Here is a 20,381-nt window from a genome sequence, read left to right as displayed (position 1 = left end):
AAAAATGAGAGCATTATATGATTCAAAGAGCAATGGAAATGACAGAGGAATCAAGAAGCTACTTACAAAGGAAGCAAAGATAGAATCCTGGCTCCTTGCGGAGGCTGCGCTGGCTGATGCGCAGGCAGAGGAAGGCTTTATTCCCCGCAGCGCAGCAGACAATATCATAGAAAATGCAAAACTGGAGCGAATCGATCTGGAAGAAATGGATCGCATTCAGGCAAAGGTAGGCCATGGCTTTGTACCATTTGTAAAGGTGCTGGTAAAGGCCTGCAGCGAGGAGGGTGGAAAATACGTCCATTACGGCGTGACCACCCAGAATATCCAGCAGACCGGCCAGCTCTATGTCACCTATAAAATCCATCGGATATTCCAGTCCTATGTGGCGGATATCCTGGATCACCTGGGCGATCTGGCTGAGGCTCATGCGGAGACGGTGATGCCGGGGCGTACCCATGGCCGTCACGCCATTCCGATTACCTACGGTTATAAAGTATCTGTCTGGATCAGCGAGCTCCTGAACGCGCAGGAGCGCCTGCAGGAATGTGAAAAACGGGTATTCCAGGCCATGGCAGGAGGCGCGGTAGGCGCCTTCAACGCCACCGGCGAGACCGGCTGGCGGGTGCAGCAGCGCTTTGCCAAGAAGCTGGGTATGTACAGCATGCCGGTTCCCTCCCGCAATATCTTCAGTCACAAAGAAGAATACATCATGAACCTGGCGCTTTTATGTAACGCCCTTCACAAAATAGCGGAGGAAGTTTACTACACGGGACTGGAAGAATTCGGGGAGGTCAGCGAGGCTTTTCAGAAGGGTACAGTAGGAAGCTCCACCATGCCCCAGAAAATTAATCCGAAGCTGGCGAAGGGCATCATAGCCAACTCCCAGAAGCTCTATTCCCTGGTATCCACCGGACTTTTTACCGGCGTCCGGATGTTTGAGGGAGATTCCAGCGCCTACATGCTGTACGACGGTATGCTGGAGGAAGCATTGGAACTGACGACAGAAGTCCTGATGCGCGCGGAGGAGCTGACCGCCACCCTGCATGTGAATAAAGAGCGCATGTATCAGAACGCCCTGTTAAATAAGGGTCTCGACAATAGTGAATGCGTCATGATGAAAATAGCGGAAAAGCTTGGCAAGGATCGCGCCCATGAGTTATTATATGATAAAGCGATGCTGGCAGAGCTGGACGGCAAAGATTACCTGACCGTACTGAAAGAAGATCCGGTATTATCCGACAACTTCACCGATCAGGAACTGGAAGAAATGATAAAACCCGAGAACTACACGGGACTGTCCGCCTTTCTGGCCCGCCGCATGGCAAAAGATGCAAAAGAATGCGCCAAAAGGGTAAAGGAGAACCAGAAAAATGGGATTATTCAGCCGTAAGAAAAAAGAAGAATTCGTATCACCGATGACCGGAACCCTGCTCCCCATCGAGCAGTGTCCGGATCCGGTATTCGCCGGAAAAATCATGGGAGACGGCTTTGCGATCGAACTGACCGGAGCCGAGGTAACCGCGCCTGTGAGCGGAACCATTGCCACCGCATTTCCTACCGGACATGCATATGGCATCAACACCGACGACGGAAAAGAAATCCTGATACACATCGGCATGGACACCGTAGCGCTGAACGGACAGGGCTTTGACGTAAAAGTAAAGCAGGGAGATACCGTAAAACAGGGTGACCTGCTGGTAAAAGTAGACGTAGAGTATTTGAAAGCGCAGGGAAAATCCGTAGTCTCTCCGGTCATCTTCACAAGCGGAGAAAAAGTAGAGCTGCAGAAAACAGGCGCAGTTCAGAATGGAGAAAACGGCATTGTCAAAATCGGGTAAAATGCTGGCATCCGACTTCGATCGGACCTTCTATGTAAACTGCAAAATCACAGAGGCCAACACCCGTGCAGTGGAAAAATGGCGGCAGCAGGGCAACCTGTTCGTCATAGCTACAGGACGGGAAGAAAGCATTCTCAGGGAAAAACTGGAAGAATGGGAAGCCGAGGCGGACTATCTGATCTGCAATAATGGCGCGCGTATCGTAAGCTGGGACGGCAGAGTCCTGTATGAGAAAATAATGGATACGGTCGAGGTACTTCAGATAACCGATTATCTGCTGGAACAATATGGAATGCCAGTAGACGTCACCTGCAAAAGCTTCCGGAAACAGGTCATCACAGGAACCGACCCGGAGAAGGATCCCATCATGTACAACGGCATCCGCGAGACCATCACACAGGAAGACTTCCAGAAAGCCTGTCGGGAAGTCCTGCAAGTCCATGTGCGTTTTTCTAATAACGAGGAAACCTGCAAAGCAGCCGAGGCCATCAACGCCCGCTATCCAGGCGCAGAGGCTTTTGTCAACGAAAACAACGCCGACATCGTAAGCCGGGGCCTGGGCAAAGCCGAGGGCATCGCTATCCTGACCAAAGCCATCAGCTTCCGGGGTCAGATCGCCGCCATTGGCGACGCCCATAACGATCTGGGAATGCTCCGCCGCTATCAGGGCTGCACTCTGCAGGCTGCCAACCCGGCTATCCGCCAGGAAATCCCGGTATCCCGCACATTTGCAGACGTAGCTGCCTGCCTGACCTATCTGTCCACAAATTAACGTGTCATCTGAATCGCCCGCTCTGCTTTGCAGAGCCGGGCGATTTTCACGCATCCGTTCTTCACATTCCCTTCGCCTCCCGCATATCTATAAAGTATACCCTTCTATCCAAAAGGTGATCCCATGAACTTTGGCACCATCTCCCCCAGGGAAATAGACAGCTATCTCTTTAAACCCGACTACATCCTCATTGACATCCGCTCTCCCCGGGACTTCCGCCGCCGGCACATCAAAGGCGCCGTCTGCATCCCTTACGAGAACCTGCAGGACCGCGTGTACCTGCTCCGCCGCAAAACCCTGATCCTCTACTGCGAGCGCGGCAGCACCAGCATGAAAGCCGCCCGGGAGCTGGCCGAAGCAGGCTACCGGGTCTTGACCCTGGTGGGCGGCATCCAGTCCTACAAAGGGCGGAATCTGGAACAGTATTAGAGATTCAGCCCCGGCATGGCGCAGAAAAATCATTGACAGCGGGGAAAGGGCATATTAAGATAAACTATAAGTGGATGACGGCAGGCGCAGGAGCAAACAATCAGAAGCGTCTGCCGTCAAACTGAATACAAAAAAGTAAGAAAATGGTAACAGTTCAGGCGGAACCGTTACAGAAGACGGAGAGATAAATGGAAACATACGAATTCCTCGCCCCCTGCCACTTCGGCCTGGAGGCGGTATTGAAACGGGAAATACAGGACCTGGGATATGACGTAAGCCTGGTCGAGGACGGCCGCGTCACCTTCATCGGCGACATGGACGCCCTGTGTCGCGCCAACATCTTCCTTCGGACCGCGGAGCGCGTCATGCTTCAGGTGGGCCGCTTCAAGGCAGAGACCTTCGACGAGCTCTTCGAGGGCATCAAAGCCATCCCCTGGGAAAACTACATCCCGGCAGACGGAAAATTCTGGGTCACAAAAGCCACGTCCGTAAAAAGCAAGCTGTTCAGCCCGTCAGACATCCAGTCCATCGTCAAAAAAGCCATGGTAGAGCGACTGAAGACCAGATATAAGATGGAATGGTTCAGCGAGGACGGAGCCTCCTACCCTATCCGTATCACATTTTTAAAGGATGAGGCAGTGGTAGGTCTGGACACCTCCGGCGTCTCCTTGCATAAGCGCGGTTATAGAAGACTAACCAGCAAAGCACCCATCACCGAGACTCTGGCGGCAGCCCTGATTATGCTGACACCCTGGAAAGGCGACCGCATCCTGGTAGATCCGTTCTGCGGCTGTGGCACATTTCCCATCGAGGCGGCCATGATGGCGGCCAACATCGCCCCGGGCATGAACCGGGAATTCGTGGCCGAGGACTGGAAAAACATGATCCCGAGAAAACTCTGGTACAACGCGGTGGAAGAGGCGAACGACCTCATCAAAGACGACATCGAAACTGACATCCAGGGCTACGACATCGACCCGGACATGGTAAAGGCGGCCCGGGAAAATGCAAGGGAAGCAGGCGTCGACCACCTGATCCATTTTCAGGCGCGGCCGGTCTCTGAGCTCCGCCATCCGAAAAAATACGGCTTTGTCATCACAAATCCGCCCTATGGCGAGCGCCTGGAGGAAAAAGAAGCCCTGCCGACCCTGTACCGGGAGATTGGCGAGGCCTATGATCGCCTGGATGACTGGTCCATGTACCTGATCACCGGCTACGAGGACGCGGAGCGGTATCTGGGCCGCAAGGCGGCGAAGAACCGTAAAATCTATAATGGCATGTTGAAAACCTATTTCTATCAGTTTCCGGGACCCAAACCGCCCCGGAGACCGCGGCAGGATGTATGAGAAAAAAACTTCGAACCCTGACAGTGCTGGCATTTCTGGTCTGCTGTTTTCTTGTGATACGAGATATGGATATTCAGCCGACGGAGGCGCCGGTGAGCGGCGCGGCCCTGGTGGAATCCATGCTGGAGGAAAAGGCCGGCAAAACCGCGGAGAGTCTGGCTATTGACCGGACAAAGGAAGAAATCGAACTTCCGGAACGGTATGATTACCGGGAGGAAGGCAGGAGTGTTCCGGCCCGGGATCAAGGACAGCACGGTACCTGCTGGGCCTTTGCGGGCCTGACCGCGTTGGAGACGGCAATGATGCCGGAAAAGCAATATGATTTTTCTCCGGATCACCTGAACTATCACAATCATTTTAAAATGGGAACAGAAGAAGGCGGTTCCTATATCATGTCGATGGCTTATCTGACGTCCTGGGCCGGACCGGTGCTGGAGCAGGACGATCCGTACGGCGACGGGCAGTCCCCCGACGATCTGCAGGCAGTCTGTCATGTGCAGGAGGTGCGGATGCCGGACGCCAAGGATTATCAGGCCATCAAGCAGACCGTGTATCTCTACGGCGGTGTGGAAAGCTCCCTTTATATGGATTTTACCGAATATACCGGGCAATCCGACTACTATAGCGAGGAGCATAAAAGTTATGGCTATACCGGGCAGGAGGCGTCCAATCACGACGTGGTGATCATCGGCTGGGACGATGGGTATCCGGCAGATAATTTCAATCGGACTATGCAGGGAGACGGCGCTTTTATCTGTCAGAACAGCTGGGGAAATGAGTTCGGGGAAGACGGTGTATTTTATGTCTCCTATTATGACACGAATATTGGAAGCGATAATGTGGCGTATACCCGTATCGACGCCCCGGACAATTATGATACGCTTTATCAGTCTGATCTGTGCGGCTGGTGCGGACAGATTGGCTACAATACAGAAAAGGCCAGCTTTGCCAATGTATACGAGGCGGTCGAAAATCAGGAGCTGAAAGCCGTAGGCTTTTATGCTACCGGACCGGATACGGAATATCGCATCAGCATCCAACCGGAATTTACCGACGCAACGTCTCTTGGGGAGGCGCAGATTCTGCAGTCGGGATATTTGCAGTACGCGGGCTATTATACCGTAGATCTGACGGAAGCGGTATCCGTGTGTGCGGGTGACCGGTTTGCCGTGATTGTGCAGATAACCACGCCGGGCAGCCAGTATCCGATTGCTGTGGAATACGCGTCTGACGAGCTTCAGGACGCAGTAGATTTAAGCGATGGCGAGGGGTATATCAGTGCCGACGGCTATCTCTACTGGGAATGTGTGGAGACGGAGCAGCAGAGCAATCTGTGTCTGAAGGTATATGCTTCGGACCGGAACTAGGAAACAGAGGAGAAGAAAATGGATAAACTGATATTTGCTACCGGAAATGCAGGAAAAATGAAAGAAATCCGTGAGATTCTGGGACGGCCCGGCCTCACGATTCTGTCCCAGAAAGAAGCGGGCATCACAAGTGACGCCGAGGAAAACGGAACCACGTTTGAGGCCAATGCCCTGATTAAGGCCCGGGCTGTGGCAGCGCAGACCGACGCCCTGGTGCTGGCGGATGATTCCGGCCTGGAAATTGATTACCTGAACGGCGAGCCGGGCGTCTATTCCGCGCGTTATATGGGCGAGGACACTTCCTATGAGATTAAAAATCAGAAGATCCTCGATCTGCTGGCAGGCGTGCCTGAGAAAAAGCGGACCGCGCGCTTTGTGTGCGTCATTGCGGCAGTGCTTCCGGATGGACGGGAATTTACCACAAAGGGGACCATCGAGGGTATCATCGGCTACGAATCCAGAGGCGAAGGCGGTTTTGGTTACGACCCGATTTTCTTTGTGCCGGAATTCGGCTGTTCCACCGCAGAGCTTACCATGGAACAGAAAAATAAAATCAGCCACAGAGGAAAGGCTTTAAGGGCTATGAAAGAAGTTTTAAAAGAGGTAAATGCATGAAGGTACTGATTGTCAGCGATACACATGGAAAAGAAGGCAACCTGAAAGAAGCTATGGAACGGGAAAAGCCCTTTGATATGCTGGTTCACTGCGGCGATGTGGAGGGCAGTGAGGAAAAGATCCGGGAAATGGCAGGCTGTCCGGTCCACATGGTGGCGGGAAATAATGATTTTTTCTGCGATCTGCCCCGGGAAGATGAATTTGAGATAGGAAAATACCGGGTGCTTCTGACCCACGGCCATTATTACTATATCTCCATGGGAACCGAGATGCTGAAGGAGGAAGCCCGGGCGCGGAATTTCGATATCGCCATGTTCGGCCATACCCACCGGCCTTATCTGGAGCAGGAGCGGGATGTAACGGTGCTGAATCCGGGCAGTATGTCCTATCCCCGCCAGGAGGGCAGGAAGCCCAGCTATATGGTAATGGAAATTGATGGAAATGGGGATGCCGCTTACACTATCAAATACATTTAAAAAAGATTTTTGAAGAAGTTGAAAAAAATTAAAAAAAGTTGTTGACAATTTTACTTTTATCCAGTAGAATATATTTTGCGTCACGAGTGACGCGGCGGTGAACAGCTTCGGGGTGTGGCTCAGCTTGGCTAGAGCGCCTGGTTTGGGACCAGGAGGTCGCAGGTTCGAATCCTGTCACCCCGATGATACTCTGCGGGTGTAGTTCAATGGTAGAACACCAGCCTTCCAAGCTGGATACGTGGGTTCGATTCCCATCACCCGCTGACTGTGAGTACTTGGTGAGGTATTTTCGAACCTAGTACGAACGTCCACCTGAACACTTAGCGAATTGGGAGCGCAGCGAGCAAATGAGCTTAGTGATCAGTGTGTACTGTGAGTACTTGACTCACAGATAACACTTCTATCGAAGGGTTTGTGTTCGTAGCTCAGTTGGATAGAGCAACGGCCTTCTAAGCCGTGGGTCGGGGGTTCGAATCCCTTCGAGCACATTTGCAGATTGTAAGATTTGCATATGCCGTTACTTGGCAGGATATGGTGGGTATAGCGCAGTTGGTTAGCGCGCCAGATTGTGGCTCTGGAGGCCAAGGGTTCGAATCCCTTTATCCACCCTTTGCGAGAGCAAAATTTTGGGCTATCGCCAAGCGGTAAGGCACAGGACTTTGACTCCTGCATTCGCTGGTTCGAATCCAGTTAGCCCAGTTGGGCGGATGAAAACCTTCCGCAGTTATTATGAATAAGGAGCATTAGCTCAGTCGGTAGAGCACTTGACTTTTAATCAAGTTGTCCCGGGTTCGAATCCCGGATGCTTCATGAGAGGATCGAAGATTTTGTGAATACAGGGTTTTCGGTCTTTTTGTTTAAACAAGTCCACGGAAGTGGACGACATTCGCGGATATGGCGGAATTGGCAGACGCGCCAGATTTAGGTTCTGGTGGTAACCCCGTGCAGGTTCAAGTCCTGTTATCCGCAGCTTGGAATCGTGCAGTTTTGCAGAAACTGCACGATTTTTTTGAATTATACGGGCGCGGGCATTTATAAACTTTTTTTAATCCTTTGCTCACACTTTGAACACAATTGCCTGTTACACTACAGGATAATGATACAAGTGAGTGGAGGAAGGAGTGCATCTTTATGTACGATGAGGAAAATAAAAACCTGTCTGAAAATCCGGATATGGAAAATGAAACAGGAGCAGATGTAAGAGATACAGAGAACGCCGGAGCGGAAGGAAAAGACAGTACGGCAGCGCAGCCTGAAAGCGGAACCACAGGCAGCCAGTATCGTTACAGCGGTCCGTTCTATCAGGATACAGATTATCAGCGCACGGAGAGCCGGAATACGGAGAGCAGTTTCCGGGGCAGCGTGTCGAAGAAGCAGAAGAAAGAGAAGAATTTTGGCCGCACCATTGCGAAGACCGTGTGCATTGCGCTGGTATTTGGCGTGGTGGCCGGAGCGGCATTCCAGGGCACGAATTTTGTGGGACAGAAGCTGTTCGGCGATAAGGTGACGGCTCCTGTAAGCCAGGATGCGTCAGCGGATACGGCGGCACCGGAGGTGGGAACCGTACAGCCCCAGACCGGAAACAGCGGTTCGGAAGACAGCGCTGCGTCCGTATCAGCGATTGTGAAGCAGTGCATGCCGTCCCTGGTGGCTATAACCAATGTCAGCGTAAAAGAGGTACAAAATTACTGGGGCTTCGGCTGGTACAGTCAGCCACAGCAGCAGGAGTCCACATCCACAGGAACCGGCATTATCATCGGTCAGAATGACAGCGAACTTCTGATTGTCACCAACAACCATGTCATCACAGGGGCAACCAACCTGTCTGTGGTATTCAGCGTGGACGAGGGCAAGGATGGAACTACTCCGGTGGAGGCTCAGATTAAGGGAAGCGACGCCACGAAGGATGTGGGCGTCATTGCCGTGAAGCTTTCAGATATTCCGGCGGAAACCATGTCTGCGATTAAGACAGCCACGATTGGCGATTCCTCACAGATGCAGGTGGGCGATCAGGTGATTGCCATCGGCAATGCGCTGGGATATGGACAGTCGGTGACCAAGGGAATTGTCAGCGCGCTGGACAGGGAGGTAACCCTGCAAAATGACGATGGAAGTACCATCAGTAATAAGCTGATTCAGACGGACGCGGCCATCAACCCGGGCAACAGCGGCGGCGCACTGTTGAATATGAAGGGTGAGGTCATCGGTATCAACGAGGCCAAGCTTTCATCCAACTATGTAGAGGGTATGGGCTACGCAATCCCCATTTCCGATGTGGAGGGCATCATCGGAGATCTGCAGAATCTGCAGACCCGTTCTGAAGTAGACAGTGAGAAAATGGGGTATCTGGGCGTTACCTGTCAGGATGTGACCAGCGACATTGCCCAGCAGTATGATATGCCTGAGGGCGTCTATCTGAAGTCTGTGGTAGCAGGCTGTGCGGCGGATAAGGCAGGACTGAAAAAGGGAGATATCCTGACCCGCTTCGACGGAATGGGCGTGACAACCTATGATACGCTGCGGGATCGCCTGCAATACTATGAAGCCGGTGAGACGGTGGAAGTGACAGTACAGTCCCCGGAAAATGGAAGCTATGTGGAGAAAACAGTATCACTGACTCTGAGCACCAAGGCAGAGGTAGAAGCGGCCAATAAGTAGACAGATGAATCGAAGAGATCGGTTATGCGTAAAACGTGCAGCCGGTCTCTTTTACATATTTAAACTGGGATAATTTTACAAAAACGGATAAAATCATCAGATATGTATATTTGATAAAATAATCGAAAGGATTTATAAAGAATATGAAATTTTAATTCTTCGCTCACAATGGGGTAAATTATGATATACTGTGTGAAAAGGAGAACAGGAATATATGCAGGATAAAGATTACTTAGAGAACGATAAGGAAAAAGACACTCCGGAAGGGGTAATCCATACAGAAAGTACAGAGCAGGAGGAACATGACTACGAGCGGTTCTGCTTCCTCTGCCGCCGTCCGGAGAGCCAGACCGGGAAGCTGATCACCCTGACAGATGGCATCAGTGTCTGCCCGGACTGTATGCAGAAGACGATGGATACGATTCAGAATGGAAATATTGACTTCTCCAGGCTTCAGGGCGTCAACTTTATGAATTTATCAGATTTACAGAACATGATGTCCAATCAGCAGCAGGTGAAGAAGAAAAAGCCAAAGAAGGAAGGACCGAAGCCCGCGTTTGATATCCGGAGCATCCCGGCACCCCATAAGCTGAAGGCCAGCCTGGACGAATTCGTTATCGGACAGGATCATGCCAAAAAGGTTATTTCTGTGGCTGTATACAATCACTACAAGCGTGTGGCCACCGGAACCCAGGACGATATCGAGATTGAGAAGTCCAACATTCTGCTGATAGGTCCCACCGGAAGCGGCAAGACTTATCTGGTGAAGACGCTGGCGAAGCTTCTGGATGTGCCCCTGGCTATTGCGGACGCCACGTCCCTGACCGAGGCAGGCTACATCGGCGACGACATCGAGAGCGTTATTTCCAAGCTGCTGGCAGCGGCGGACAATGATGTGGAGAAGGCTGAGCGGGGAATCGTCTTTATCGATGAGATTGACAAGATTGCGAAGAAGAAGGATACCCATCATCGGGACGTCAGCGGAGAGTCGGTGCAGCAGGGACTTTTAAAGCTTCTGGAGGGCGCGGAGGTTGAGGTACCTGTGGGCGCAAGCAGCAAGAACGCCATGGTACCGCTGACCACGGTGAATACCCGCAATATCCTCTTTATCTGCGGCGGCGCGTTCCCGGATCTGGAGAATGTCATTAAGGAGCGTCTGAACCAGAAGTCCTCCATGGGCTTCCAGGCGGATTTAAAGGATAAATACGACAAAGAGCCGAATCTGCTTTCAAAGGTGACCGTGGAGGATCTGCGGGCCTTCGGTATGATTCCTGAGTTTCTGGGACGTCTGCCGATAATCTGCACCCTGGGCAGGCTTGACAAGGATATGCTGGTTCGGATCCTGAAGGAGCCGAAGAATGCCATTCTCAAGCAGTACCAGAAGCTGCTGGCTCTGGATGAGGTGGATCTGCAGTTCAACGACGGCGCACTGGAGGCCATCGCGGAAGAGGCGCTGAAGCGGGATACGGGAGCCAGAGCGCTCCGGGCTATCATAGAGGAATTTATGCTGGATATTATGTATGAGGTGCCGAAGGATGACAATATCGGCCGCGTCACGATTACCAGAGAATATATTGAGCATCGGGGCGGCCCGGTTATCGCCATGCGGGGCGTGCTGGAGCTGGAGCAGCAGGATTAAGTCATGAAGACGAAGAATGATTGTCTGAATGTATGGAAGGGAATTGCCGCCTTTGCAGTGGTGCTGATTCACTGCACCCTGCCCGGCGTTCCCGGGGAAATCATAAAAGGAATAGCCCGGTTCGCGGTGCCGCTGTTTTTCCTGATCAGCGGATATTTCGCCTATGGACGGGAGGACGCTGTCTTAAGACGGCGGGAAATCCATATTCTCCGGCTGTATGTGGGAGCGGTGGCGGTTTATTACCTGTGGGCCGCAATCCGGTATTTTCTGTCCCAGCGGACCTTCGCGCAGATGGGAGCAGAGCTTTTTCCGGACGGAGGCAGGACGGTGTCCGATCTGCTGTTCTTTAACCGGACAGCTATGGCGCCTCATCTGTGGTTTATGGGCGCACTGGTGTATTGCTACCTGTTTTACCGGCTGCTGGCGCGTAAACGCCTGGAGGAAAGGGCATATCTTCTGATTCCGGTACTGCTGGCAGCCAATCTGTTGCTGGGAGAGGGAAGAGGACTGACCGGTATCGCGGTGCCGGTCCGCTGGATCCGAAGCTTCTGGCTGACGGGCTTTCCGTTTTTCCTGTGGGGCAGCTGGTTTGCCTGCCGGGAGAAGCAGGGAAGGCTGACGCTGCGTACGGGCTTCTGCCTGGCAGCGCTGGCGGCAGGCGTCGTGTTATCGGCGGTGGAATGTCTGTGGAGCGGATATGACGAGCTGTATGTGGGCAGTATCCTGACGGCGGGCGGGATGTTCGCATTGGCTCTGGCCCATCCGGCCTTTGGAAAAGGCTCGGCTCTGGCCCGCATCGGCGAGCGGGATTCAGCACAGATTTATCTCTGGCACATGTTGCTGCGAAATTTCGCGGCGCTGGCTTTTATGATGGTGAGATTTTATGAGACAACGATCTGTCAGACGCTGATGCCCTTCCTGGTGGGAGCGGCTTCGATAGTACTGGCGGAGGTTATAAATGTATTTTATAATACAAGGAGGTATAGATGATGAACAGCAATATCTGGGACAACATTGGAAGAACCGTAACAGGAGCGGCGGACACCGTAAGCCGCAAAGCGACTGAGGTGGCGGGCGTAGCGAAACTGAAAAATCAGATCTACAGCCTGGAGCGCGACATGAAGCGGGATTACGAGGCCATCGGAAAAATCGTATACGAGCGCTTCGCGGCTGCGGGCAGTATCGACGACGTGCCGCTTCAACAGCTTTGCGAGGAAATCGCCCGCAAGGAAATCCTGATTGACGAATATCAGGGAGAAATCGATGAAAAGAAGAGCGCCCTTTCATGAGGCGTGCGGAGCATAAAAGCCGGGTACGAAGGAGTACAGTGTGCTGGAGCGGCAGCCTTCTGGCTGCCCTGGCGCTGAATCTTGCGGCCCGGCTTTTTCCAGCCTTTGCGGAGTGGTATGCGGAAAAGATCTATCCGATCTGGGTGGGAAGCCTGGGACGCGTAAGCGCCCTTGTACCCGTTTCCCTGATTGAGCTTCTGATTTACGCGGTGATACTGTCGGCGCTGGCCGGGCTGCTTCCGGTAATCCGGCGACGGTTTCGGCTGCGCAGGCTGGCAGCAATTGTGGTAAAATTCGCGATTGTTTTATTTGTTCTGTTTACTTTGAATTGCGGAATCAATTATCAGCGGCGGACCTTCGCGGAACGGGCTGGCTTTACCTTAGAGAAGTCTACGGAGAACGAGCTGGCTGAGCTTTGCGAAGCTCTGGTGCAGGAAATCAATGAGGCTGCGGCGGAGCTGGAGACAGAATCCCCCGAAGACCTGTCCGACAGCCGAAAGCTGGGGACAGAGGCAGTGAAGGCCATGCAGCGGGCGGGGGAAAGCTATCTGGAGCTGGCCGGGTATTATCCGGTTCCCAAGCAGATTTTCAGCTGGTGGTATATGTCTTATCAGCAGCTGCAGGGGGAATACAGTCCATTTACCATAGAAGTCAATTATAACGGGGATATGCCGCAGCCGGACAAGCCCTCCACGGTCTGCCATGAGCTGTCTCATCTGAAGGGCTTTATGCGGGAGGACGAGGCCAATTTTATCGCATACCTGGCCTGCCGGGCTTCGGACAGCGCGGCTTTTCGTTATAGCGGAGCGCTGCTGGCCTACATTTACAGTGGAAATGCCCTGTACCGGGAGAATCCGGAGCGGATGATCGCGATCCGGAAGAAGCTTTGCGCCCGGGCGGAAGCCGATCTGGCAGAGCATAACCGTTACTGGAAGAGCTTTGCCGGAAAAGTGGCAGATATTTCCGATAAAATGAACGATACCTATCTGAGAGCCAATTCCCAGAAGGGTGGAGTCAAAAGCTATGGCCGCATGGTGGCTCTGCTGCTGGCGGAGAGAAGGAGGAAGACAGATGAGTGAGTTACTGGATTTGCGAAAGGAAGACGGAAGCCGGAAGGGAGAAACAAAGGAGCGGGAGCTGGTACACCGGGACGGCGATTTACACGGTACCTCCCATGTGTGGCTGGTGCGTTACCGGGCCGACCGGGGATCTGCCGACGTGCTGCTTCAGAAGCGGAGCGCCCATAAGGATTCTTTTCCGGGCTGTTATGACATCTCTTCCGCGGGACATATTCCGGCAGGACAGGATTTTCGGGAATCGGCGCTGCGGGAGCTTCGGGAAGAGCTGGGCGTAAAAGCTGAGCCCGGGGAATTGCATGAGGTGTTCACCCATAAGGGTTACGTAAAAGATGTATTTTATGGAAAGCCGTTCATCAACTATGAGTACAGCAGGGTGTATCTGATGGAGTATACCGGACGTACCGGGGATTTGAAGCTTCAGAAGGAAGAGGTGGAGAGCGTTCTGTGGATGGATTACCGGGCCTGTCTGGACGGCATTCGGAATGCCACGCTGAAAAACTGTATCTTTGAAGATGAATTTGAAAAGCTGACGGCGGCTATCGAGGATTATTTCCGGGAGACCGGACGGCCCCTGGCCTGTGCGGAAAAGACGGAGACCTGGGCAGAGGACGCCCAGAACGATCTGCAGGACTGGATTGAAGAGCAGGGGATTTATCTGCGGCAGTAAGACGGGAAATGGTGGATTGGAATAAAAAGTCGCTCATTTTTTGTACGGAAATGCAGAGGAGAGAAATAAGAGGAGTATAGAAAAGGGCTGGGAAACATACCCAGTCCTTTTATTATATAAAGAAAAAGCCAGAACCATAAAGATTCTGACTAAGATAGTTGCAAGGTCCTTTCTTTTAGATTAAATAGTAACAATTAGTAGTAACAAGTAATCAAAAGTAATCATAGTTTTTAAAGTTCCGAAATCCCGCAAACCCTTGATTTTGCAATAGAAAATCGGAGTAACAGGATTTGAACCTGCGACCTCTCGGCCCCCAGCCGAGCGCGCTACCAAACTACGCCATACTCCGATAAAATATAAATATGAAATTCACATGCAAAAATTATTATAAGGAAAAGGAAACGATTTGTCAAGAAGTTTTTTGCTTTATCGAAATATATTGGGATCTTGTCAGAAACTCAAATGGAAAATCTTGCAGAGCCTGACAGGTTTAGACGGCCTTTTGTGGAGAAAGAACACACTTTTCAGCAACAGATTTGTGAGCTTGGAGAAACTTTACGCAAAGCTGCTGCTCACAGGCGGTCCCAGAGAAAAACGGCGGCAGCTGGAGACACTGATGCAGCTAAAACCCTAACCTTAAGTTAGTATTTATTTTATAAAATACACCTTACAATGGACGTAGGGTGTATTTTTATACCGAAAAAAAGGCCTGTCCTAGAGAAAAGGGAAACGAGCGCAGGCCTTATGAGGAAAGGGGAAAAGAAATATGAAAAAAATGAGACAACTGTGGAAAAAGAGCGGACTGACGCTGGTGTTGAGTCTGTTGTTCTGCCTGCTGGCACTGCCGGTGACGGCGCGGGCGGCGGAACTGGATCCTACGGGAGATCCGGAGAACGTGCTGGATGCAGGAGCAGGATCGGGACTTCAGGGAGCGAAGCTTGGAACAGTAGAAATCAGGGGTGCTGGTGAGCAGCATATCGAATGGAAAAATCCGGATCAGAGGATGACGGAGAGTGGAGGGCACCAGTTCCTGGCTGTCCGTCATGGCGACAACCGATACGAGGAGGCGGAAGGATATATCTATGTCTGGGTTCTGCCGGTGGAGAAACTCGCGGTCACAAACCCACCGTATAAAACGGCATATCTTTTGGGTGAAAATTTTGAAGAAACGGGAATGAAGGTTACGGCATATTATAAGGCAGAGGCGGAAGCGGTTGCGGAAGCCGGAGCAGAAGAAAGCTATCCGTACAGCCGGCAACTGGATGACGAAGAATACACCATACCAGACGGTGAAAATCTGCCGCTGGCGCAGACGGCTGTAACGGTAGCGGCTTACGGAAAGACCGCGGCCCAGCCCATCAGCGTAAGTAAGGGCTATACCGTAAAAATCAATGGAATCATATCCGGGCATTATTCGCAGTACCCGGAATACGACAAAGTGAATCATACGCTGATCGTAAACGAACGGGAAGGAAGCGATGTAAGTTTTCTGCTTGAACAGCCGGAAGGCGCCACCTATGAGGGAATCAGTATCGTAAAGGGGCTCACAAAAGAGCAGCTTGGGCTTCAGGTTTCCCCGGAACATTTTGCGGGCGGTCAGGCAGGAATTTCCTTCACCATGCCCGCCAACGACGTGGAGATCACCATCCACTGGTCTGGCCTGAACGATAAGAAGCAGGAGACGCCGGATAATAACGGCGGAGGCAGCAGCTCCGGCGGCTCCGGATCATCCGGTTCCGGCAGCAGTACCCCGACAGCATCCGCCCCTCAGCCCATCGTCCAGGGTCCGAAGACCGCAGACACAAACGCAGTCCGTACCCTCGGCTACACCCTGCTCCTGCTGGCAGCCGTAACTGGCGTGGGTGGAATCACGCTGTGTCGCAGAAAGCGTTAATTCCATTTTAATAATCCATGGAAAAGCCCTGCCGTAAAAGCGGAATTTCCGGTTACGGCAGGGCTTTTTGTGTAGAAATAATCATTGACAAAAAAAATCCCACCTGCTATATTTTTTACAGAACAATGACGTTCTCCAAGGGGGAAGTCTGCGAAAGGGGAGTCCCGTGCGGGGCTTCCCTTTCGTTTTATTTTCGCAAGCGATGAGGGAAAAAGAAACACTCATAAAAAAGGAGAGAGCATATGAGTCACTATACAAAGAAAGATATCATGCGTCTGGTAGAGGAAGAGGATGTGGAGTTTATCCGCCTGCAGTTCACCGATCTGTTCGGCAATCTGAAAAACGCGGCTGTGACGGCCAGCCAGCTGGAGAAGGTGTTGGATAACCGGTACGTTTTTGACGGCTCCTGCGTGGAGGGCTTCCTCCATGACAATGACATGGACATGTTTCTGTGTCCGGATCTGGACACCCTGGCCATTTTCCCGTGGCGGCCCCAGCAGGGCAAGGTAGCCCGTCTGATCTGCGACATTCAGAAGCGGGACGGATCGCCTTATGAGGGCGATTCACGTTATATCTTACAGAAGGTACTGAAGGAGGCAGAAGGCCTCGGTTACCGCTTCGATGTGGGACCTGAGTGCGAATTCTTCCTGTTCCACACCGACGACGACGGCAATCCCACCGTATTCAGCCATGAAAAAGCAGGCTATTTCGATATGAGCCCCATCGATCAGGGGGAAAATGTCCGCCGTGACATTATCCTGACTTTGGAGGAAATGGGCTTTGAGGTGGAGTCGTCCTATCATGAGGTGGCTTCCGCCCAGCACGAGATCGATTTCCGCTATGACGAGGCCCTTTTATCTGCCGATAATATTATGACCTTCAAGCTGGCCGTAAAGACCATTGCCAAGCGCTTCGGTATGCATGCCACCTTTATGCCCAAGCCCCGTGTCGGTATTAACGGATCTAGTATGCACACCAATATTTCCCTGAAAAAGGACGGAAAAAATGTCTTTGCGGATGAGAATGACGAGTATGGTCTGAGTCAGGAAGCCTACTGGTTTATCGGCGGCCTGATGAAGCACGCCAGAGGCTTGTCTGCTATCACCAATCCACTGGTGAATTCTTACAAACGTCTGTTTCCGGCTCAGACCGGCGCGGGCTTTACAGCTCCGGCCTACATCTCCTGGTCGCCCATTAACCGCAGTCAGATGATCCGGATTCCGGCTCAGCGGGAGGAGAATACCAGGATTGAGCTTCGAAGTCCCGACCCGTCCTGCAACCCGTACCTGACTCTGGCAGTCTGCCTGGCAGCAGGCCTGGATGGTATCAAAAATCACATTGAGCCGCCGAAGCCGGTCAATGAGGATGTGCGGAAAATGACAGATGAGGAGCGCATGGCTCTGAATATCGAGCCGCTGCCGCGGAATCTCTATGAAGCGCTGAACGGTCTGGAGCAGGATGAGCTGGTAAAGCAGGTTCTGGGCGAAGAACTCTGTAAATGCTATATCGCGGCCAAAAAGCAGGAGTGGGAGAGCTACTCTGCCCAGGTGTCCCAGTGGGAGACCGAACAGTATCTGTATCGTTTCTAGCTTTCACCTCAGGATAACGTAATTCGTAATTCCGGGAGGTGTAAGTGTGACGAATGTAATTGTATTATTTCCGAAAATAGAAGATGCAAAGAACATCCGCAATCTGCTGGTTCGTCACGGATTCCGGGTTTCGGCGGTCTGTACCACAGGGGCGCAGGCTCTGGCCAGTGCCAACGGTCTTGGCGATGGGATTCTGGTCTGTGGGTACAAGTATCCGGATATGATGTACACGGAGTTGGCAGACTGCCTGCCGACCCATTTCGAAATGCTTTTGATGGCGTCCCAGAGGGTCTTGAGCGAATGTGTCGGATCTGGTATTATGTCTGTGGCGATGCCATTGAAGGTTCAGGATCTGCTGAATACGCTGGAAATGATGGCAGCGGGCGTTGAGCGTAAACGGAAGAAGCGGAAGGCCATGCCGAAGGTACGCTCTGACGAAGACCGAAAAGTACTGGACGAGGCCAAGGTCCTTCTGATGGAACGAAACGGCATGACCGAGGAGGAAGCCCACCGCTATATCCAGAAATGCAGCATGGACAGCGGAACGAACCTGGTGGAGACGGCGGAGATGGTATTAAGCATGATGAAATTCTAGGGAGGAAATAATTTTGAAAATGAAATTTACAAAGATGCATGGAATCGGCAACGACTATGTATACATGGACTGCACCAGGGATCGCCTGGAAAATCCGGGCGAGATCGCGCGGCTGGTCAGCGACCGGCACAAGGGGATCGGGTCCGACGGCCTGATTTTGATTCAGTCTTCCGATGAAGCGGATTTTGAGATGGCCATGTACAATGCGGACGGCTCCTACGGAAAAATGTGCGGCAACGGCATCCGCTGTGTGGCGAAATACGTCTACGACAACGGTCTGACCGACAAGACCGAGATCAGTGTTATTTCCGGAGGGGCGGTGAAATATCTGAAGCTGACCGTCGAGAACGGCAAGGTAAAAAAAGTCCGTGTAAACATGGGGGAACCTATCCTGAAGCCGTCCGAGATTCCGGTGGTGGGCGAAGGGGATAAGCTGGTAGCAGCTCCCATCGTGGTGGACAATCAGGTGTATGAGATGACCTGTGTCTCCATGGGCAATCCCCATGCAGTTGTGTTTATGGACGGTGTGGATGATTTAAAGATAGAGGAAATCGGCCCAAAATTTGAGCAGCATGAGCGTTTTCCGGATCGTGTGAATACCGAATTTGTGGAACGAATGGATCGTAAAAATCTGAAAATGCGCGTCTGGGAGCGTGGATCCGGCGAAACCATGGCCTGCGGAACCGGCGCCTGCGCCACGGCGGTAGCCGCGATTCTGAACGGCTGCGCAGAGCGGGAAGTGACCGTGCATCTGTTGGGAGGCGACCTGGAAATTCAGTGGGATGAGACAGATAACTGTGTTTATATGACAGGCGCGGCGGCGACTGCATTTACCGGAGAATTTGATCCGGAGGAGCTGAGATCCAGCGTCGAGGATCGTTAGAAGTGTTAAGAAATTCAAGTGCCGGAGGCACAAAGAGGAGTGAATATTATGTATAAAGTAAATGAAAATTATCTGAAACTGCCGGGAAGCTATCTTTTTTCCACCATCGGTAAGAAAGTAGCCGCTTATTCTGCGGAGCATCCGGAGAAGACCATCATCCGTCTGGGGATCGGCGATGTGACCCAGCCTCTGGCTCCGGCCATTATTGAGGCGCTGCATAAGGCGGTGGACGAGATGGGCCACGCGGAAACCTTCCATGGCTACGCGCCGGATCTGGGCTATGAATTTCTGAGAAATGCCATTGCGAAAAATGATTATCAGGATCGAGGCGCTGATATTCAGCCGGACGAGATCTTTGTCAGCGACGGCGCAAAGTGCGATTCCGGTAATATTCAGGAGATCTTCGGCCTGGATAATAAGATTGCAGTGTGCGACCCGGTATATCCGGTGTATGTGGATACCAATGTCATGGCAGGACGTACCGGTACCTATGATCCAAAGACGGAGATGTGGAGCAATGTGATTTATATGCCCTGTACTGCGGACAATGGTTTCGCGCCGGAGCTTCCGAAGGAGACGCCGGATATCATTTATCTGTGCTTCCCGAACAATCCGACCGGTTCCACAATTACGAAGGATCAGCTGCAGGTGTGGGTAGATTATGCCAATAAGGTAGGCGCGGTCATCATCTATGACGCAGCTTACGAGGCTTATATTTCCGAGGAAAATGTGCCGCACAGCATCTATGAGTGCGAGGGCGCGAAGACCTGTGCTATTGAGCTTCACAGCTTTTCCAAGAACGCAGGCTTCACCGGTGTGCGTCTTGGTTACACGGTTATCCCGAAGGAGCTGAAATGCGGCGATGTATCCCTGCACGCACTGTGGGCAAGACGCCACGGTACCAAGTACAACGGAGCGCCGTATATCGTACAGCGGGCCGGTGAGGCGGTTTACTCTGAGGCCGGTAAGGCGCAGTTGAAGGAGCAGGTGGGCTACTACATGAACAATGCGAAGACCATTCTTAAGGGCCTTCAGGATGCGGGCTACACCGTATCCGGCGGCGTAAATGCACCTTACATCTGGCTGAAGACGCCGGATAAGATGAATTCCTGGGAGTTCTTTGATTATCTGCTGGAGAACGCGGGCGTGGTTGGTACGCCGGGATCGGGATTCGGACCCAGCGGAGAGGGGTATTTCCGGCTGACGGCCTTTGGATCTTATGAAAATACCGTGAAGGCGTTGGAG

Annotated in this window: 19 protein-coding genes and 8 tRNA genes; 26 read left to right on the top strand and 1 reads right to left on the bottom strand. The window is 52.3% G+C overall.

Annotated elements, in window-relative coordinates; translation table 11 throughout:
• Positions 1-4 precede the first annotated feature (4 nt).
• From ACTRC3_RS07565 to ACTRC3_RS07465, 21 genes are all read left to right on the top strand, one after another.
• Positions 5-1,390 (top strand): class-II fumarase/aspartase family protein, encoded by a 1,386-nt coding sequence (locus ACTRC3_RS07565; RefSeq protein WP_440322642.1) that lies wholly within the window; start codon positions 5-7, stop codon positions 1,388-1,390.
• Entirely contained in the window at positions 1,371-1,838 is a 468-nt protein-coding gene (locus ACTRC3_RS07560; RefSeq protein WP_440322641.1) for a PTS sugar transporter subunit IIA, read from the top strand. The genes ACTRC3_RS07565 and ACTRC3_RS07560 overlap by 20 nt, the downstream gene beginning before the upstream one ends.
• Complete coding sequence (locus ACTRC3_RS07555) at positions 1,822-2,610, top strand: HAD-IIB family hydrolase (RefSeq protein WP_440322640.1); 789 nt, start codon at positions 1,822-1,824, stop codon at positions 2,608-2,610. The genes ACTRC3_RS07560 and ACTRC3_RS07555 overlap by 17 nt, the downstream gene beginning before the upstream one ends.
• Before the next feature lie 123 nt (positions 2,611-2,733).
• Positions 2,734-3,039, top strand: a complete 306-nt coding sequence (locus ACTRC3_RS07550) for a rhodanese-like domain-containing protein (protein ID WP_178040201.1) — start codon at positions 2,734-2,736, stop codon at positions 3,037-3,039.
• Between the two features lie 188 nt (positions 3,040-3,227).
• Entirely contained in the window at positions 3,228-4,385 is a 1,158-nt protein-coding gene (locus tag ACTRC3_RS07545) for a THUMP domain-containing class I SAM-dependent RNA methyltransferase (RefSeq protein ID WP_440322639.1), read from the top strand.
• A complete protein-coding gene (locus ACTRC3_RS07540; RefSeq protein ID WP_440322638.1) occupies positions 4,382-5,752 on the top strand; it encodes a lectin like domain-containing protein in 1,371 nt (456 codons plus the stop codon). The genes ACTRC3_RS07545 and ACTRC3_RS07540 overlap by 4 nt, the downstream gene beginning before the upstream one ends.
• A gap of 18 nt (positions 5,753-5,770) precedes the next feature.
• Positions 5,771-6,367 (top strand): XTP/dITP diphosphatase, encoded by a 597-nt coding sequence (locus ACTRC3_RS07535; RefSeq protein ID WP_440322637.1) that lies wholly within the window; start codon positions 5,771-5,773, stop codon positions 6,365-6,367.
• Positions 6,364-6,843: a YfcE family phosphodiesterase gene (locus ACTRC3_RS07530; RefSeq protein WP_178040205.1), complete on the top strand. Its 480-nt coding sequence runs from the start codon at positions 6,364-6,366 to the stop codon at positions 6,841-6,843. Before ACTRC3_RS07535 ends, ACTRC3_RS07530 begins: the two co-directional genes overlap by 4 nt.
• A 108-nt stretch (positions 6,844-6,951) precedes the next feature.
• A tRNA-Pro gene (locus ACTRC3_RS07525) sits at positions 6,952-7,026 on the top strand.
• 9 nt (positions 7,027-7,035) lie between these two features.
• Positions 7,036-7,106 (top strand) — tRNA-Gly (locus ACTRC3_RS07520).
• A 151-nt stretch (positions 7,107-7,257) separates the two neighbouring features.
• A tRNA-Arg gene (locus tag ACTRC3_RS07515) sits at positions 7,258-7,331 on the top strand.
• Between the two features lie 46 nt (positions 7,332-7,377).
• Positions 7,378-7,451 (top strand) — tRNA-His (locus ACTRC3_RS07510).
• Positions 7,452-7,470: 19 nt separating this feature from the next.
• Positions 7,471-7,542: transfer RNA gene (locus ACTRC3_RS07505), tRNA-Gln, on the top strand.
• Positions 7,543-7,580: 38 nt separating this feature from the next.
• Positions 7,581-7,653 (top strand) — tRNA-Lys (locus ACTRC3_RS07500).
• Positions 7,654-7,731: 78 nt separating this feature from the next.
• Positions 7,732-7,812, top strand: a tRNA-Leu gene (locus ACTRC3_RS07495).
• A gap of 162 nt (positions 7,813-7,974) precedes the next feature.
• On the top strand, positions 7,975-9,501 hold the full coding sequence (locus tag ACTRC3_RS07490; protein ID WP_440322636.1) for a S1C family serine protease: 1,527 nt from the start codon (positions 7,975-7,977) through the stop codon (positions 9,499-9,501).
• Between the two features lie 214 nt (positions 9,502-9,715).
• The gene (clpX, locus tag ACTRC3_RS07485; protein ID WP_440322635.1) at positions 9,716-11,140 is read left to right on the top strand and encodes an ATP-dependent Clp protease ATP-binding subunit ClpX; all 1,425 of its coding nucleotides are present in this window, start codon (positions 9,716-9,718) and stop codon (positions 11,138-11,140) included.
• Between the two features lie 3 nt (positions 11,141-11,143).
• Positions 11,144-12,130: an acyltransferase family protein gene (locus ACTRC3_RS07480; RefSeq protein ID WP_440322634.1), complete on the top strand. Its 987-nt coding sequence runs from the start codon at positions 11,144-11,146 to the stop codon at positions 12,128-12,130.
• Positions 12,127-12,429 (top strand): hypothetical protein, encoded by a 303-nt coding sequence (locus tag ACTRC3_RS07475; RefSeq protein ID WP_349163710.1) that lies wholly within the window; start codon positions 12,127-12,129, stop codon positions 12,427-12,429. The genes ACTRC3_RS07480 and ACTRC3_RS07475 overlap by 4 nt, the downstream gene beginning before the upstream one ends.
• Positions 12,426-13,508, top strand: coding sequence for a DUF3810 domain-containing protein (locus ACTRC3_RS07470; RefSeq protein ID WP_440322633.1), 1,083 nt, complete (start codon positions 12,426-12,428; stop codon positions 13,506-13,508). Before ACTRC3_RS07475 ends, ACTRC3_RS07470 begins: the two co-directional genes overlap by 4 nt.
• Entirely contained in the window at positions 13,501-14,175 is a 675-nt protein-coding gene (locus ACTRC3_RS07465; protein ID WP_440322632.1) for an NUDIX hydrolase, read from the top strand. Before ACTRC3_RS07470 ends, ACTRC3_RS07465 begins: the two co-directional genes overlap by 8 nt.
• Positions 14,176-14,450: 275 nt before the next feature.
• Here the strand turns inward: ACTRC3_RS07465 and ACTRC3_RS07460 are convergent.
• Positions 14,451-14,524: transfer RNA gene (locus tag ACTRC3_RS07460), tRNA-Pro, on the bottom strand.
• A gap of 417 nt (positions 14,525-14,941) precedes the next feature.
• Between ACTRC3_RS07460 and ACTRC3_RS07455 the strand changes: the two genes are divergently transcribed.
• From ACTRC3_RS07455 to ACTRC3_RS07435, 5 genes are all read left to right on the top strand, one after another.
• A complete protein-coding gene (locus ACTRC3_RS07455; RefSeq protein WP_440322631.1) occupies positions 14,942-16,069 on the top strand; it encodes a hypothetical protein in 1,128 nt (375 codons plus the stop codon).
• Positions 16,070-16,311: 242 nt separating this feature from the next.
• Positions 16,312-17,658 carry a type I glutamate--ammonia ligase gene (gene glnA, locus ACTRC3_RS07450; RefSeq protein WP_440322630.1) on the top strand — a complete coding sequence of 449 codons (1,347 nt, stop codon included), beginning with the start codon at positions 16,312-16,314 and terminating at the stop codon, positions 17,656-17,658.
• Positions 17,659-17,704: 46 nt separating this feature from the next.
• A complete protein-coding gene (locus tag ACTRC3_RS07445; protein WP_349163702.1) occupies positions 17,705-18,253 on the top strand; it encodes an ANTAR domain-containing response regulator in 549 nt (182 codons plus the stop codon).
• Between the two features lie 19 nt (positions 18,254-18,272).
• Positions 18,273-19,136, top strand: coding sequence for a diaminopimelate epimerase (gene dapF, locus ACTRC3_RS07440; RefSeq protein ID WP_440322629.1), 864 nt, complete (start codon positions 18,273-18,275; stop codon positions 19,134-19,136).
• 48 nt (positions 19,137-19,184) lie between these two features.
• Positions 19,185-20,381, top strand: a 1,197-nt coding sequence (locus ACTRC3_RS07435) for an LL-diaminopimelate aminotransferase (protein WP_440322628.1), incomplete at its 3' end; no start/stop codon positions are given.

It is taken from the genome of Laedolimicola sp. (genome assembly GCF_051972735.1).
Classification (GTDB): Bacteria; Bacillota; Clostridia; order Lachnospirales; family Lachnospiraceae; genus Laedolimicola; species Laedolimicola intestinihominis.
The sequence above is the reverse complement of the archived record's forward strand: the minus strand, read 5'-3'. Positions and strand labels throughout refer to the sequence as shown.